This is a genomic window from Bradyrhizobium sp. Kon37 (genome assembly GCF_055807535.1).
This window is the reverse complement of the sequence record NZ_JBVVOY010000013.1, coordinates 146449-161346: the sequence shown is the minus strand read 5'-3', so window position 1 is coordinate 161346 and position 14898 is coordinate 146449. Positions and strand designations below refer to the sequence as shown.

The window sequence follows — 14898 nt, the reverse complement described above, 5'->3', positions numbered from 1 at the left end:
GGTGAGGAGGCGCGTCAGCGCCGTCTCGAACCATGCAGGCCCGGCTCTCATCCGCAGCCATCCTTCGAGACGACCGCTGCGCGGTCTCCTCAGGATGAGGTCTGAGCTCACATCAGCAGATCAATCAAATGCGGGATTAGCGGAATGTCCGCGGGCGGCATGGGATAGTCGCGCAGCTTGTTGGCGCGGACCCAGGCCAGGGTTTGGCCTTCGCGTGGCGCGACCTGTCCCTCCCAGCGTCGGCAGATGTAGAGCGGCATCAGGAGGTGGAAGGTCTCGTAGCCGTAGCTTGCGAATGTCAGCGGCGCCAGGCAGGGCTCCGCGACGGTGATGCCGAGCTCCTCGTGGAGTTCGCGGATCAGGCTCTGTTCCGGCCGCTCGCCGGGCTCACACTTGCCGCCGGGAAATTCCCAGAGGCCGGCCAGCGTCTTGCCCTCGGGGCGCTGCGCGATCAGGACGCGGTTGTCGGCGTCGACCAGCGCGCAGGCCACCACCAGCGTCAGTTTGAGATCAGCCATGCCTGGAATGTCGCTCGCTGAAGGTCATTCGCAACGGTTCGTTAACCCTGTTAAGGCCCGTGTTTCCGAGGTCTCCATAAGTCATATTTAATCCACGGTTCCTAGAGTGGAAACGCCGAAACCAATCCGGGCCAGATCCATGCGCGCTGAGTGTCGTACCATCTTCCGCCGGTTCCTCCGCGACCGGCGCGGCAATGTGGCGGTGATCTTCGCAATCTGCTGCGTGCCCCTGATCACGTTCGTCGGCAGTGCGATCGACTACTCCCGCGCGACGCAGGTCCGGGCGAAACTTCAGGGCGCGGCCGACGCGGCCAGCGTCGGTGCCATCGCCAAAGCCTCGCCGGGGTTTGCCGCCGCGGGCTCGATGACCGCGGACGGCTCGATCGCGGTCGGCGTCACCGACGCCCAGAAAATCTTCGATGCCAATCGCGCCAACCTGACCGGCTATACGCTCAACAGCGTCACCCAGACCGTCGTCAAGACCGGCTCGACCATCAACTCGACCGTCTCGTTCACCGCCTCCATCAACACCATGTTTCTCGGCTTGATGGGCAAGACCACGCTGACCATGAGCGGCACGTCGGCGTCGACGGTCAATATGCCGCTCTATGTCGACTTCTATCTCCTGCTGGACAATTCTCCGTCGATGGGTGTCGCAGCGACACCGACCGACATCACGAATTTGCAGGCGAAGACGGGTGGATGTGCATTTGCCTGTCACGACACCACCAAGGCGGCCGGCACAAGCAACTACGACATCGCCAAAGCAAATGGCATCACGACCCGAATTGACGTGGTGCGCCAGGCGAGCGCCAACTTGATGGACACGGCCCAGAGCACGCAGACCTACGCGAACCAGTTCAGAATGGCGATCTACGATTTCGGCGCTTCGTCGGCGACGATCGGATTGAGAAATCTGTTCGCGCTCTCGTCGAGTCTGACCTCCGCCAAGACGGCGGCGGGAAACATCGACCTGATGGCGGTGGCCGGTCAGAATGACGTGTATACTATCGACAAAGATACTCCCCTCACCACTATTTTTCCCGCAATCAATAGCGCAATCGCCTCGCCTGGAGCAGGGACGTCCGCGTCACCGATGAAATATCTGTTTTTTGTATCCGATGGGGTCGCTGACGAAGCCAACTCGGGCACGACGATGTGTAGTGTCTCGTCTTCTTCGTATCCTCTCGCGTCATCGAACCGCTGTCAGTCGCCGATCAATCCGGCGCTCTGCACGACCATCAAGAACCGGGGCATCAAGATCGCGGTGCTGTACACGACATACCAACCGCCTACTGACGGCTGGTACAACACATGGATATCGCCCTTTAATTCCGGGCCGTGGGGGCCGTCTCCGAACAGCAAGATCGCGCAGAACATGGAGAGCTGCGCTTCGCCGGGATTCTATTTCGAGGTTAGCCCCACCCAGGGCATTTCGGCCGCGATGAACGCGCTGTTCAAGAAGGCGGTCGCCGACGCGCGGATTGCGGGGTAAGGCAGCCGTAAACTCTACGACCTGTAATCCCCGTTGATCGCGACATACTCCTTGGTGAGGTCGCAGGTCAGCACGCGGTCGCGGCCCTTGCCGAGGCCGAGCGAGACCTTGATCGCGATCTCCGGCGCCTTCATCGCTTCCGACACCTGCGCCTCGTCATAGGACGGATCGCGCGCGCCGCTCTTGGCGACGCGGATGCCGTTGAACGAGATCGAGAGCTTGTCGCGGTCGGCCGGCTCGCCGGCCTTGCCGACCGCCATCACCACCCTGCCCCAATTGGCGTCTTCGCCGGCGATTGCGGTCTTCACCAGCGGCGAGTTCGCGATCGACATCGCGATCTTGCGCGCCGAGGCCTTGGTCTTGGCGCCCTCGACGGTGATCTCGACCAGCTTGCGTGCGCCTTCGCCGTCGCGGGCCACCTGCTCGGAAAGATTGGCGAGCACCTGGTTGAAGGCCTTGACGAAGGCTTTCAGGCGCGGGTCGCTGGCCCGGCTGATCTTCGGCGCGCCGTGTTCTGCAGCAGCACCGGTGGCAAAGGCCAGCAGCGTGTCCGAGGTCGAGGTGTCGCCGTCGATCGTGACCGCGTTGAACGTGTCTTCGACGCCACTCTTGAGCAGTGCCTGCAGCGCGGCAGGCGCGATCGGTGCGTCGGTGAAGATGAAGGACAGCATCGTCGCCATATCGGGCGCGATCATGCCGGCGCCCTTGGCCATGCCGTTGATCGTGACCTTGGCCTTGCCGAGCTTCACGGTCGCGGTCGCGACCTTCGGGAAGGTGTCGGTGGTCATGATCGCCTTGGCGGCGGCGAGATAATCGCCGGCCTCGGCGGTTTCCGCGAGCCGACCAAGCACGCCGTCGAACTTGGTCGCATCCAGCGGCTCGCCGATCACGCCGGTCGAGGCCAGGAAGATTTCTCCCTCGGGGCAGCCGACGGCCTTGGCGGCGATCTTGGCGGTCAGTGCGGTGGAGCTGCGGCCGGTCTTGCCGGTGAATGCATTGGCGTTGCCGGAATTGACCACCAGCGCGCGCGCCTTGCCGCCCTTGAGCTTGGCGCGGCACCATTCCACCGGCGCGGAGGGGCATTTCGACTTGGTGAAGACGCCTGCGACCGCGGTGCCCTTGTCCATCACCGCGAGTAGAACGTCGGTGCGGTTCTTGTAGCGGATGCCGGCCTCGGCCGTCGCGAGACGGACCCCCGCGATCACGGGCATGTTCGGAACGTTCTTCGGGGCGAGGGGAGAGACGGAGGAGGACATCGCGGGCGCCTTGATGGGGTCTGGATATGCAGATGGCCGGGCGATGCCCGGCCATTGCGACGTTAGATACCCTCGGCGTCACCGAAGTGACAGCGAATTCTTACTTCTTCGCGGGCGGCGCCATCTTGCTGTCGGACGGCTTCGCATCGGCAGGCTTGGCATCGGCAGGCTTGGCGTCCTTGGCCGCATCCGCCGGCTGGTCCAGCCGTTCGACCTTGGCTTCCGCGCGCAGCTTGGCGACGTAGTCGGCCTGGGCCTTGCGGGTGACATACTGCTCGATCTGCGCCTTGACCTGCTCGAAATCAGGCGCCTTGCGGCTGCGCTTTTCCTCGACCTTGATGACGTGCCAGCCGAACTGCGACTTCACGGGGTCGGAGATCTTGCCCGGCTCGAGCGCGAAGGCGATTGCCGAGAATTCCGGCACCATCTGCTCCTTGGTGAAGAAGCCGAGGTCGCCGCCGTCGGCCGAGCCCGGATCCTTGGACTTCTTCTTGGCGAGTTCGGCGAAGTCGGCGCCCTTGTCCAGCTCGGCCTTCACCGCCTTGGCCTCGTCCTCGGTCTCGACCAGGATGTGGCGGGCGTGCACTTCCTGCTCGCCGGTGATCTGCTTGGAGGCCTCCTCATAGACCTTCTTCATGGCATCCGGGGTGGTGGCGGCCTTGCCCTCGCCGGCGAGCAGGCTGTCCATCAGCAGGCGGTTGCGGGCGAACGCGAGCCGCTTCTTGAACTCCTCGCCGTCGGCGAGCTTCTTGTCTTCGGCTGCTTTGCCGACGATCTTCATGTCGATCAGGAAGGACAGGACGTTCTCGTCCTTGGTCGCCGGGTCCATCTGGGCGAGGCTCGGCCCGAGTTCCTCTTCGGCCATGGCGACGTCGCTCTTCTTGATTTCAGCGCCATTGACCTTCGCCAGCACCGGATCGTCGGCAGCCCGGCCGGGACCCGCGATCAGCGCCAGCGCAAGGCAGCCCACGAGGGCGGTGGCGAGGCCGAAGCGCAGGCCGGTTTTGGTTACCGGGAACGAGGTGGTCATGGAAAATCCTTTTGTTGAAGCAGGGGGCTGCTCGAGCGGGGCGGACACTCGCCCAATTCAGGGGGCCTTGGCAACGCGAAAAGTCTGTCAAAATGATGAATTAGCCGCAATGCACCCGCCGTTGACAAGGCCCTGACCGGGCCATATCTCTGCCCGGTCGCGTCCATGCGATGGCGTTTATTTTGCTGCGTTTTTGGCCGTTGAACCCAGACTTGCCCAACTCCCACCCATATGGCGGATGGACCCCCCGCAGTCCGGGCTCCGGCGCCCAGCAGGCGTCACGGTGAGTTGATAGGCAGGCGGGTGACAACCTCTTGGCTGCAACGCGAACGCGGTTGAATCGCGAACACAGGAACTAAGCATGATCGGCGCGCTCGCCCGCAAGTTTTTCGGCTCCGCCAACGACCGGCGGGTGAAGGGATATCAGTCCCGCGTCAACGCGATCAACGCGCTGGAGCCCGAGGTCTCGAAACTCTCCGACGAGGCCCTCAAGGCCCGCACCGTCGAGTTCAGGCAGCAGCTCGCTGAGGGCAAGACCCTGGACGACCTTCTGGTCCCCGCTTTCGCCACGGTCCGTGAAGCCGCCAAGCGCACGCTCGGCCAGCGCCATTTCGATGTCCAGCTGATCGGCGGCATGGTGCTGCACGAGGGCGACATCGCCGAGATGAAGACCGGCGAAGGCAAGACCCTGGTTGCAACCCTCGCGGTCTATCTCAATGCGCTCGCCGGCAAGGGCGTCCACGTCGTCACCGTCAACGACTACCTCGCCCGCCGCGACTCCGCCTGGATGGGCCAGATCTACGGCTTCCTCGGCCTGACCACCGGCGTGATCGTGCACGGCCTCGACGATTCCGAGCGCAAGACCGCCTATGCCTGCGACATCACCTACGGCACCAACAACGAATACGGCTTCGACTATCTGCGCGACAACATGAAGTACCGGCTCGAGGACATGGTCCAGCGGCCGCACTTCTACGCCATCGTCGACGAAGTCGACTCCATCCTGATCGACGAAGCGCGGACGCCGCTGATCATCTCCGGCCCGCTCGACGACCGCTCCGACTTCTACAACACCATCGACGGCTTCCTGCCCAAGCTCGACAAGTCCGACTACGATGTCGACGAGAAGCAGCGCACGGTGACGCTGACCGAAGCCGGCATGGAGAAGATCGAGACGCTGCTGCGCGATGCCGGACAGCTCAAGGGCGAGTCGCTCTACGACGTCGAGAACGTCTCCGTCGTGCACCACATCAACCAGGCGCTGCGCGCCCACACGCTGTTCACGCGCGACAAGGACTACATCGTCCGCGACGACGAGGTCGTCATCATCGACGAGTTCACCGGTCGCATGATGCAGGGCCGCCGCTATTCCGAAGGCCTGCATCAGGCGCTGGAAGCCAAGGAGCACGTGCAGGTCCAGCCGGAAAACCAGACGCTGGCCTCGATCACCTTCCAGAATTATTTCCGGATGTACGAAAAGCTCGCCGGCATGACCGGCACGGCGCTGACCGAAGCCGACGAATTGTTCGACATCTACAAGCTCGAGGTCGTGGAAATCCCGACCAATTTGCCGGTCGCCCGTCTCGACGAGGACGACGAGGTCTATCGCACCCAGAACGAGAAATACGCCGCGATCCTGGCCGAGATCGAGCGCGCCAATGCGCGGCTGCAGCCGGTGCTGGTCGGCACCGCCTCGATCGAAAAATCGGAAGTGATCGCCGAATATCTCAAGAAGCACGGCTATCGGCAGATCGATTTCGGCAACGAAAATTCGATGCAGAAGCTGTACGCAGCGGCCCGCGCCGGCAAACCGGCAAAGTTGTTCGCGGTGCTGAACGCGCGCTTCCACGAGCAGGAAGCCTACATCGTCGCGGAAGCCGGCGTCCCGGGCGCGATCACGATCGCAACCAACATGGCCGGCCGTGGCACCGACATCAAGCTCGGCGGCTCGCTGGAAATGCGCATCCAGCAGGAGGCCGCGTCGATCGAGGACGAGGCCGAGAAGGCCTTGAAGATCGAGCAGATCAAGGCCGACATCGAGCACTTCCGCGAGATCGTGCTGAAGGCCGAGGAAGAGGTCGAGATCGAGCCGGCGAAGGGTTCGAAGCCGGCCAAGACCGTGAAGAAGCCCGGCGGCCTCTACATCATGGGCTCCGAACGCCACGAATCCCGCCGCATCGACAACCAGCTCCGCGGCCGTTCCGGCCGTCAGGGCGACCCCGGCCGCTCGAAATTCTTCCTGTCGCTGGAAGACGATCTGATGCGCATCTTCGGCTCGGATCGCCTCGACAGCATGCTGCAGCGTCTCGGCCTGCAGGAGGGCGAGGCCATCATCCATCCCTGGATCAACAAGGCGCTCGAGAAGGCGCAGCAGAAGGTCGAGGCCCGCAACTTCGACATCCGCAAGAACCTGCTCAAGTTCGACAACGTCCAGAACGACCAGCGCAAGGTGATCTTCGACCAGCGCGTCGACCTGATGAAGGATGACAGCGTCGCCGAGACCGTCGCCGACATGCGCCACGCCTTCATCGACGACCTCGTCGCCAAGCACGTGCCCGAGCATGCCTATGCCGAGCAGTGGGACGTCGCGGGCCTGAAGGAAGAGCTCAAGCGCGTGCTCGATCTCGACCTGCCGGTCGATGACTGGGCCAAGGAAGAGGGCATCGCCGACGAGGAGCTGCTCACGCGCATCGAGACCCGCGCCGACGAGCACATGGCCGCAAAGGTTGGGCAATGGGGCCCCGACGTGATGCGTTACGTCGAGAAGACCATTCTGCTGCAGACGCTCGACCATCTGTGGCGCGAGCATCTGATCATGCTCGACCATCTGCGCCAGGTCATCGGCCTGCGCGGCTACGGCCAGCGCGATCCTTTGCAGGAGTACAAGACCGAAGCGTTCAACCTCTTCCAGGAGATGAGCGCGCATCTGCGCGAGGCCGTCACGGCGCAGCTGATGCGGGTCGAGATCGTGCCGCCGGAGCAGGAAGCCCCGGTGCTGCCGCCGATGGAAGCGCACAAGTTCGATCCGAACACCGGCGAGGACGAAATGGCACTCGCCAGCGTCACGCTCGGAGCGCAGGCCACCGACGCCGCGTTGCGTGATCCCAAGAACCCGGCAAGCTGGGGCAAGATCGGCCGCAACGAGGATTGTCCGTGCGGCTCAGGCAAGAAGTACAAGCACTGCCACGGGCGGTATGCTTAGCGAGGCAAATCAATAGGTTAGACGGCCGAACCACCCGCTGTAAATTTTCAGCCGTCTAACTCTTGAAAGCGTTTCGATCCCGGTGGTGCTTGCCGAACTTCAGGGGCACCACGAATGGACGGCGCTCGCTATCTTGAGGATGGCAAGCTCACGGTTTTTCGACGCAATGGCACCTACTACGCCCGCCTGCGGCTTTCACCGGGGAAATATGTAACTCGGTCGTTGAAGACCACGATCGAGGATAACGCCGTTCAAGTGGGTCGCCGCCTGCTGTTCCAATTAGAACACAGAGCCGAGCAGGGCCTTCTGCCAAAATCCAAATTGTTCGCTGCCGTCATTGACGACTACATCCGCTTTCGTGAGCGGGACCATGCGCACGGCAAAACCTCAGCTGGAATGCTGCGGCAAATCAGGCGAGTTTCGAAGTTCTGGCGGGAATACGCTGGTGCGATGCCGGTCGAAGATATCGACGACAAGGTGATGCGGGATTTCATTCCGTGGCGGCGGGATTACTACGCATCATTCGCAGTGATGCCGAAGAACGCCAAACGGCATCCGACTGACAAGACGCTGCAATGGGACATGATGCTTGGCAAGGCCATGGTGAAGTGGGCCGCTGAGCAAGGCCTGAGAGGCAACCGGCCGAATATCATCGCAACGTTCACACCAAAGAAGAAGCGGGTACGGCCTGCGTTTGAGCAATGGGAGTTTCGCCAGCTATGGCGGACGCTGTGTAGACGCATCAAGACAGCTCGTGACGTGCGAACAAGAAAGAGCCGAGAGCTGCTGCAGATATACGTTTTGATAGTCGCTTGCACCGGCTTCCGACCTGGAGAGGCGAACAATCTGAAAGTGCGGGACGTTCACCCATTCAAGGACGATAAAGGACGCAGCAATTATCGCTTTGTGGTGCGAGGAAAAACCGGCGAGCGGGATGCGATCGTCAGATCGGTGGCCGTCAAGCGGTTAGACAAATATTTGACAAAGCGGCGGACAGAAAGTCCTGCTGGCTTGCTGTTCGCTATGCCAGATGGATCGGAGATCAGTACGCTAATTGACCAGCTAAATGCTGCGCTGAAGGAAGCTGGGGTAGAACGGAGCACGTTTGGCGAAAAGTACTCGCTCTATAGCTTGCGGCACTTCTATGCAGTCAATGCGTTGCGCAATGGGGTCGGCGTATTTGAGGTCGCCCGCAACATGGGTAAGGGGTTGCCGGTTAGCTGATCTGGAGTTTCATGCACAACACCCGACTTTGCCGCGGACGACTGGTCTCTTATCGCTAGGTCCGTAAATCGCTGAGCGACTGCAAACGGCCTGCGGAGCGAGAAGTCGCTTTTGGAGCAGCTAGAGAGCAGAGCGTGTGAATGGAGGGTGTAAAAACGGGCAATTCGAAGCTGTAGCAACGGGTGAATGATGCCCAATGTTGTGAAGCTAAATCGGTTCTTTCTGATGTTATAAGTATAAGGGATAGTGTAGTCCTTCGGCTCGCGGTTTATCTTTTCTAGCGCCACATTGAGTTCATCGTCAGACCGCACGGTTCCCAATGTTCGATAAAGCTTGTCGTTCGAGAAAACGACGGGAACCTCATATGGAAGGGTGTCCGTCAGTAAAGCTCTCAAATCAAAAGCATTGTCCAGGAAGTTAGGCATTTTTCCACGCCGCCTTAATGTCTCGAACTTGAGAAGGAGTGAGACGGATGGCTATTCGTTTGTCAAAGCCTGCAAAGAACGAGATAGACCTTAGTTCGCTATATTGCTGTGGGCTCAATGCGGTTTTGAGGAGCCAGAAGAATTGGCTTCGCGTGCTCTTGATTAGTGAAAAGTAGAATCCATCAAGGGCCTTCAGCTCCCGACAATCGTAGGAGCTTATTTTGTATGCGGCGTAGGTCCCGCACTGTCGGTAGCTGTAGTAGATCCCAGATTTAATGTGGGAGGATGTTTTGACCGCGCTTATGCCAAACCGACGTACGCGATAATTTCCGCTGAGAAAACGCAACCTGTCTCGGAGCAAGTAGTAGTTCCTGTCCTTTGAATATCGTTTGAATGACAAAAAGATTCGCGTCTTTAGCTTGGAGATCTTGCGTTCTGAAAGTGCGACTCTAACCTTTTTCGCCTTGTCGCTCCTCGCAAGCTCGCTCAGCGTAAATTTATACCCTAAGTACTCAAGCTCAACGTCCTTCGCGGCATTCTTCTCGGTCTTTGTTATTGGTATGATGCTCGATTTAATTGAGTTGAACTGCATTCCAACAGGAAGCGCCTCCTCCATTCGAAGCATGACCTCGTCGGGCTGCTTATAGCAGAACAGCAAAATATCATCGCTAAACCGAAAGTACCGATACACGCCGGGCAGCCGTTGAATAGTTCGATCGAACTCGGCCAAAGACAGCTCGGCCAGAGTCGCGCTCAAGGAGAGACCGCGTGGAATGCCGATATCACCGGGGCAGTAAACTTCGAAAAATTGCTTCAGCAACTGGCGGGCGGCCTTAGAAATGGAGGTATCGAGCGAAAGCCGCTCTTTTAGCCGCGGCGTTGGTACCGTTTCGTAAAAGGACTTGATATCCCGGCGAACGATATACATCGGAGCGGCATCGTTCAGAGCCCTAATAACTCCAAGCACGATTTCATCTCGGTTCATCAGTCGCAAATGAAACTTTCGAGATAGGTGCATCGAAATTGATCGTAACGCTAGGCAGGCACCATAGTTCTTCAGCGAAACACATGGGCGACTATTTACTTTGGCAATGTGAGAGGGAGTAAAGTCTATCGTCGCGTCATTCGCTGTAGTAACCGCACCAGCCAGAATGAGGTCTCTGTCTTTCACCAAATCAATATCGAAACGGTGCGAGTCTCCTGCGCGGATTACTCTTGCCAACGAATTTGAAGTAAAATTGTGGAAACGCATTTTCAAATACCTGCAGACTCAGCTATGAATTTGCACGGTAGGTGAAATGTTGCGACATCACAACCGGCGGAGGCGGTAGGTAGGCCTCTCACCCTGGAGGCGGCCGACACGTCGCATGAGCGGCGGCGCGACCGAGTCCGGTGCATGAAGCAGCGCGGATCGCCTGCGAGCCACTGTCGGCTCAGGTTGGCAGAGTTCTCGGGTGCAGTGCGAACGTCAGCCGCCGGTGCGGTCGCACCAGCGGCGAGGATATTAGGCGATCTTTCGTGATGGCGCCGACCTCGGTCCCTTACCTTCGCTCAGTTGGATATCGAGTTCGCCAGCACGCACCGCCTTGATCAGCGAATCGATCACCCCCGGCAGTTTCTCGATCGATCCGACTGAGATGGCCGCCTTGCCCTTTTCGAACTCCACACGCTTCGATCCCACCTTCACGGTCATCACGCAAGAACCGCTTGGGTCCTGCTGCCACCACTTGCTCGTGCGGAGGGGCTTCAACCAGCCTGCAGGGCACCGCGATTCGAATGAATCTCGACGTTTCTCAGATTGGCGATGTAGAAAAGCGATTGCACCAGTTTCGAAACGAAGCATCGCAAATAGCAAAGTCGATGCCAGGTCTGCGAGCTCACAACCCGTCGTACATGTCTATGGTACTTAGACGAGACTTTCATTTCCCACCGGAAAGAAAGTAGAAGCGGGCACCTGTTGCTGAGAGTGACAATGTGAGTGCGACGTTAGCCAATTATATTGTACATCGAACTCGCTGTGATAGAAGGCCCTCCGAATAGGAGAGTGCAATGGCCAAGAAGTCGAAGAAGACAGTGAGACGGGAATACACCACGGCCGATGTAAAGGAGCTGCGAGCTCATTCGAAAGCGAGAACGCCTGTCGCCAAGATTTCTAAGTTGACGAAAAGATCCGTAGGATCCTTGCGACAGAAGGCACTGAAGCTCGGGATCGGGCTCGGCCATCAGCGGTAGACTTTGCCGCTAATAGCGTTCGGCAAAAGAGGCAACCTAGCCGTAAGCTGGATTACTGCCCCTCATCACATCGTCGGAGCCCTTCGCTTAGCGCTCGCCCCGACGGTGCCTGTGGAACTTTATGCGCCGCTTGCGCTTTGGCTCCACCAGCGTGCATGAGTACAGGCGAACGATGTTTAGCTGGTTTAGCTCAAATCATCAAAAGATCCGAGACGATCGAAAGCACCTTGAGGCTAGGGCTCGCCGCCTGCTCCAAAGTTACCTCACCGCCAGTGATTGGCAAAAGCACCAATACTATCAGGTAATCGCTGGGGCAGCTTCTGCATGTCAGCCCGGTATTGATGATCCCAGCGTCAGCAACGAGAAGCTCGCCGAGATGACCGCACAGGCAGCGACGAGGGTCGTCCAAGTACGCAATCAGAATGCGAAAGATCAGCACGATCATTCAGCTGTGCTGATCACGGACGCCTACGCAACCGTTGCAATCGCATATCGACGAGCGGCGACAGCCTACACTGCTGACAAGGAAATGGAGAAGTTGGGCACCGCCGCTGTACACCTGGTCACGATAGCGAACTCATTTATGAATACTGAATCGGAGCGCTCACCGACAGAAATATGACTGCCCCAAACCGACGTCGGCTCTTCGCTCTGGCGTATACCTTGCGCAAACCTTGCGCCGGCCGACGGTTATGCGATCGTGGTCGATGGGCGTTTCGAGAACCGAATTCGTCGATGAGAGCGCCGCCACGAAAGCGGCAGCCGATTTGCTGGCCAAGTATCCGATGCTGAAGATCGAAGTCTATGACGCAGCATCTCACGAACGCTCGTCAGGATAGCTACTTCTGCGACGCAGCATACGTGCTAACCATGTCCTCAATTTTACTCTACCTTTAGCTTTCTGCTAACAACCACGTCGCAAGGTCGTCGCCAAACGGAGGGCGGCCTATGCCTTTGATGAAATATTTCGGGTTTGTCGGCAGTGCTCTCGCCCTATTGCTGATCGGTGTCAGCTGGTGCTTCCCATACAGGGCGATGGTCCCTGGCAACACCGACGCAGAGCGACCGGGCATCAGGATCAGCTCAGCCGAGCGGGCACCTGAACGGGTATTAATTGATACCAGCTTGCCGACCATTGCGCCTCCGTCGAACATCGGCCCTTCTACACCCATAACATCAGTGCAATCTGCTCAGCCTCTGCCGAGCGCTTTTGCTGAACTCGACGTCAGTCCTAAAAGGGGACCGCAATCAAGCGGCGAGGTCCCGAAGCCGAAGCTGACCGCAAAAAGTGAACCTGCGAAAACAGTGACCAGTCATCGAGCAGCCAAGCCGTTGAATATTGTGCCCGCACCCTCGACAGGACTGCAAGCTACTCCGTCCGATACGAGAATGTCGTTTTTAGAAACACTCAAGGAGCGATTGGGGCAGACGATTTTCAGGCTGAACTGATTACCCTGGCAGACTATAGGCAAGCTCCGTCTAAACGCACGTGCTGCGTTAGATGCGAGACCACAAACCTAGCTGCCCGGGAACGCCCACGCATTGATGGTTGCGATTCCTTCACGCAGTTTCTTGACAGGAACGTATTCGGGTGAGTCCCACCATGCATGAATGGCATCCATGGACGGAAACTCAAACATTACGACCGGTCGAGTGTCGTGTTCACCTTCGAATACATCGACCTTGGCACCTCTTGCGAGTACTTTGCCGCCGAACTTCGCCATGAGTGGGACAACTGCTTCACGATATTTCTGATATTGGGCCTGATCACTAACGGTCACCTGGACAACGAAATAAGCGGTCAAACTCGCCTCCCTTGAGTTGCAATACGAAGGGTTGATCCCCTGGGTCATCGAAAAAAATCGGACAAGCCCGAAAAAGTGATTGGTTCAATTGGACTAGGGCCACTTGTTTGCGTCCCGCCATTACGAGGGTAGCGATCGCCGAATAGGAAAACCAGCAGCCTCGTGTCAGGGCTTCCTATTTGGGAGGCGGCTTGTCGTAGAGCGGCTTGCCCTTATCGACTATGTGCACCGTCAGCAGCTTTACTGTCTTATCACCAATCACTTTGAACGCTCCGTGCGGAACGTCCCGCACGTTTACGGCAGCAATGCCGGTCGCAAAGGGTACTTGTTTGCCATCTGGAAGTTCAATGGTGCCACCCTCTAAGACATAAAAGGACTCCTCTCCGTGGTGGATGTGGAGCGTTGAAGTGTCGCCAGGCTTAATCTCGGAAATGCTTGTGACGACCTCCATATTCGTCCCGGTCAAATCTGCTCGCTTCAGTTCCTTTCGAAACGGCGAGTCTTGGGCGTTTGCTGCGAATGTGAAAAGTGATGCGAAAAGAATTCCGAGTAAGAACTTCATCGTGTCCTCCCCCTTGGATCAAGCAATTTGGCAGACAACAGATTAGGCCCGAAACGTATGGGCCGCTCAACGTTTATCGGTTTTGCAATGCAGTAGGCGTGGGGCAATTACACAGGGATCACACAGGCGTAAGATGCAGGCCGCCCTCATCACGTCTGGGCGGGGCGCTTCAGTGCTATCCCCGGCAGTCGGAGAGGCAAATGCCACCATCGATGTTGTTGTCGCTCACCGGCAACTAAGACTTGGCTAAGCCGCAGACATGGATAGCTCACCTGCTCATCCCCTCGGCTATAGGACTTGACTCTAAGTTCTTGGTTCGTTCTAGTGAGCCAAATTCCAGGTTTGGTCATGCCCACACTCGAATATCTCCGCTCGGAAATCGAGCGTATGCGCTCGCAGGTAAGCCGCCAGCGCAAGGAAATCCTACAGCTTCAACGGGCGGGGCTATCGACGGCCTCCGCTGAGACCCTGCTTCAGCGGATGCTGAGCAAGGTTGACGATCTCTGCGGTGAGCGAGACCGGCAGGTTAGGGCGGCAAAGGAAGGTCCGACCTATGCCTCGGGCAAACCGATACGGGGCACTCCGGCAAACCGAAGGATGTGAACGGATTACCGCCTCGGGGTGATGGGTCCTGGTCGTCTGGCTCACAGTTAAACTGCACCGATAAATAGTCTTTGTAAGCGGCATCCCGCCGCAATGGAGACTCTAATGATACATGTAACAGCAGGCCCGTTCTTAGGTGAGCCCGGCCTAGCTTCCGAGGCGCCGAGGAATGTGAAATTCAAGCACCGCGATCAGCCGCGAAATTTTACCCCCGACCAAGACATCGTCCTTTGGCTCAGTAAGAACACCCCTGCTAGCTTCGATGAGCTTATCGACATCCGTTATTCGCTCTATCATCGCTGCAGTTGTGCCGAATATCGTGTCAAGAGAATGAATGATGAAGAGCTCACAATAGCCGGACGTCAGGGCTCGTTGCATATCGTGAGTAATCAGGCCCGCCGCCTCCTGCTGACGAAGCTCCGAGATCTGGCCAAAGAGAATGGATGGCGAGGAGCCTTGCCGAGAACAAGACTGGGACGATCAACGTGAGGAAAGCGGCCCGCATCGCTCTTACATAGAGAGCCATGCGAGCCACGTCGCTCATCC

General features: G+C 58.5%; 15 protein-coding genes. 8 read left to right on the top strand and 7 right to left on the bottom strand.

The annotated features are described in order from the left end of the window. Positions 1-107 precede the first annotated feature (107 nt). Positions 108-518, bottom strand: coding sequence for an 8-oxo-dGTP diphosphatase MutT (gene mutT, locus AC0L3J_RS23365; RefSeq protein ID WP_473348405.1), 411 nt, complete (start codon positions 516-518; stop codon positions 108-110). A gap of 139 nt (positions 519-657) precedes the next feature. Here mutT and AC0L3J_RS23360 point away from each other — a divergent pair, with 139 nt between their 5' ends. Further along, positions 658-2013, top strand: a complete 1356-nt coding sequence (locus tag AC0L3J_RS23360) for a TadE/TadG family type IV pilus assembly protein (RefSeq protein WP_473348404.1) — start codon at positions 658-660, stop codon at positions 2011-2013. Positions 2014-2027: 14 nt separating this feature from the next. Here AC0L3J_RS23360 and argJ read toward each other — a convergent pair whose 3' ends face one another. Both argJ and AC0L3J_RS23350 read right to left on the bottom strand, forming a co-directional pair. Continuing rightward, entirely contained in the window at positions 2028-3269 is a 1242-nt protein-coding gene (gene argJ / locus AC0L3J_RS23355) for a bifunctional glutamate N-acetyltransferase/amino-acid acetyltransferase ArgJ (RefSeq protein WP_456766667.1), read from the bottom strand. Positions 3270-3369: 100 nt separating this feature from the next. Continuing rightward, a complete protein-coding gene (locus AC0L3J_RS23350) occupies positions 3370-4299 on the bottom strand; it encodes a peptidylprolyl isomerase (RefSeq protein WP_247363088.1) in 930 nt (309 codons plus the stop codon). A gap of 361 nt (positions 4300-4660) precedes the next feature. On the opposite strand from AC0L3J_RS23350, the gene secA reads away from it, so the two are divergent. Further along, on the top strand, positions 4661-7501 hold the full coding sequence (gene secA / locus AC0L3J_RS23345) for a preprotein translocase subunit SecA (RefSeq protein WP_473348403.1): 2841 nt from the start codon (positions 4661-4663) through the stop codon (positions 7499-7501). Between the two features lie 114 nt (positions 7502-7615). Beyond that, positions 7616-8725, top strand: coding sequence for a tyrosine-type recombinase/integrase (locus AC0L3J_RS23340; protein ID WP_473348402.1), 1110 nt, complete (start codon positions 7616-7618; stop codon positions 8723-8725). 417 nt (positions 8726-9142) lie between these two features. Here the strand turns inward: AC0L3J_RS23340 and drt3a are convergent, their stop codons facing one another. After that, positions 9143-10402 (bottom strand): antiviral reverse transcriptase Drt3a, encoded by a 1260-nt coding sequence (gene drt3a / locus AC0L3J_RS23335; protein ID WP_473348401.1) that lies wholly within the window; start codon positions 10400-10402, stop codon positions 9143-9145. A 252-nt stretch (positions 10403-10654) separates the two neighbouring features. Beyond that, on the bottom strand, positions 10655-10993 hold the full coding sequence (locus tag AC0L3J_RS23330) for a DUF6641 family protein (protein ID WP_473348400.1): 339 nt from the start codon (positions 10991-10993) through the stop codon (positions 10655-10657). A 206-nt stretch (positions 10994-11199) separates the two neighbouring features. On the opposite strand from AC0L3J_RS23330, the gene AC0L3J_RS23325 reads away from it, so the two are divergent. From AC0L3J_RS23325 to AC0L3J_RS23310, 4 genes are all read left to right on the top strand, one after another. Further along, positions 11200-11382 carry a hypothetical protein gene (locus AC0L3J_RS23325; protein WP_473348399.1) on the top strand — a complete coding sequence of 61 codons (183 nt, stop codon included), beginning with the start codon at positions 11200-11202 and terminating at the stop codon, positions 11380-11382. A 121-nt stretch (positions 11383-11503) separates the two neighbouring features. After that, entirely contained in the window at positions 11504-12004 is a 501-nt protein-coding gene (locus tag AC0L3J_RS23320; protein WP_473348398.1) for a hypothetical protein, read from the top strand. A gap of 85 nt (positions 12005-12089) precedes the next feature. Next, positions 12090-12221 (top strand): hypothetical protein, encoded by a 132-nt coding sequence (locus AC0L3J_RS23315; RefSeq protein ID WP_473348397.1) that lies wholly within the window; start codon positions 12090-12092, stop codon positions 12219-12221. A gap of 109 nt (positions 12222-12330) precedes the next feature. Next, on the top strand, positions 12331-12831 hold the full coding sequence (locus tag AC0L3J_RS23310) for a hypothetical protein (protein WP_473348396.1): 501 nt from the start codon (positions 12331-12333) through the stop codon (positions 12829-12831). 68 nt (positions 12832-12899) lie between these two features. Here AC0L3J_RS23310 and AC0L3J_RS23305 read toward each other — a convergent pair whose 3' ends face one another. Then, positions 12900-13187 (bottom strand): DUF1330 domain-containing protein, encoded by a 288-nt coding sequence (locus AC0L3J_RS23305; RefSeq protein ID WP_473348395.1) that lies wholly within the window; start codon positions 13185-13187, stop codon positions 12900-12902. Positions 13188-13362: 175 nt separating this feature from the next. Further along, positions 13363-13749, bottom strand: a complete 387-nt coding sequence (locus AC0L3J_RS23300) for a cupin domain-containing protein (RefSeq protein WP_473348394.1) — start codon at positions 13747-13749, stop codon at positions 13363-13365. Positions 13750-14523: 774 nt separating this feature from the next. On the opposite strand from AC0L3J_RS23300, the gene AC0L3J_RS23295 reads away from it, so the two are divergent. Further along, positions 14524-14841: a hypothetical protein gene (locus tag AC0L3J_RS23295; protein WP_473348393.1), complete on the top strand. Its 318-nt coding sequence runs from the start codon at positions 14524-14526 to the stop codon at positions 14839-14841. The last annotated feature ends 57 nt before the right edge of the window (positions 14842-14898 follow it).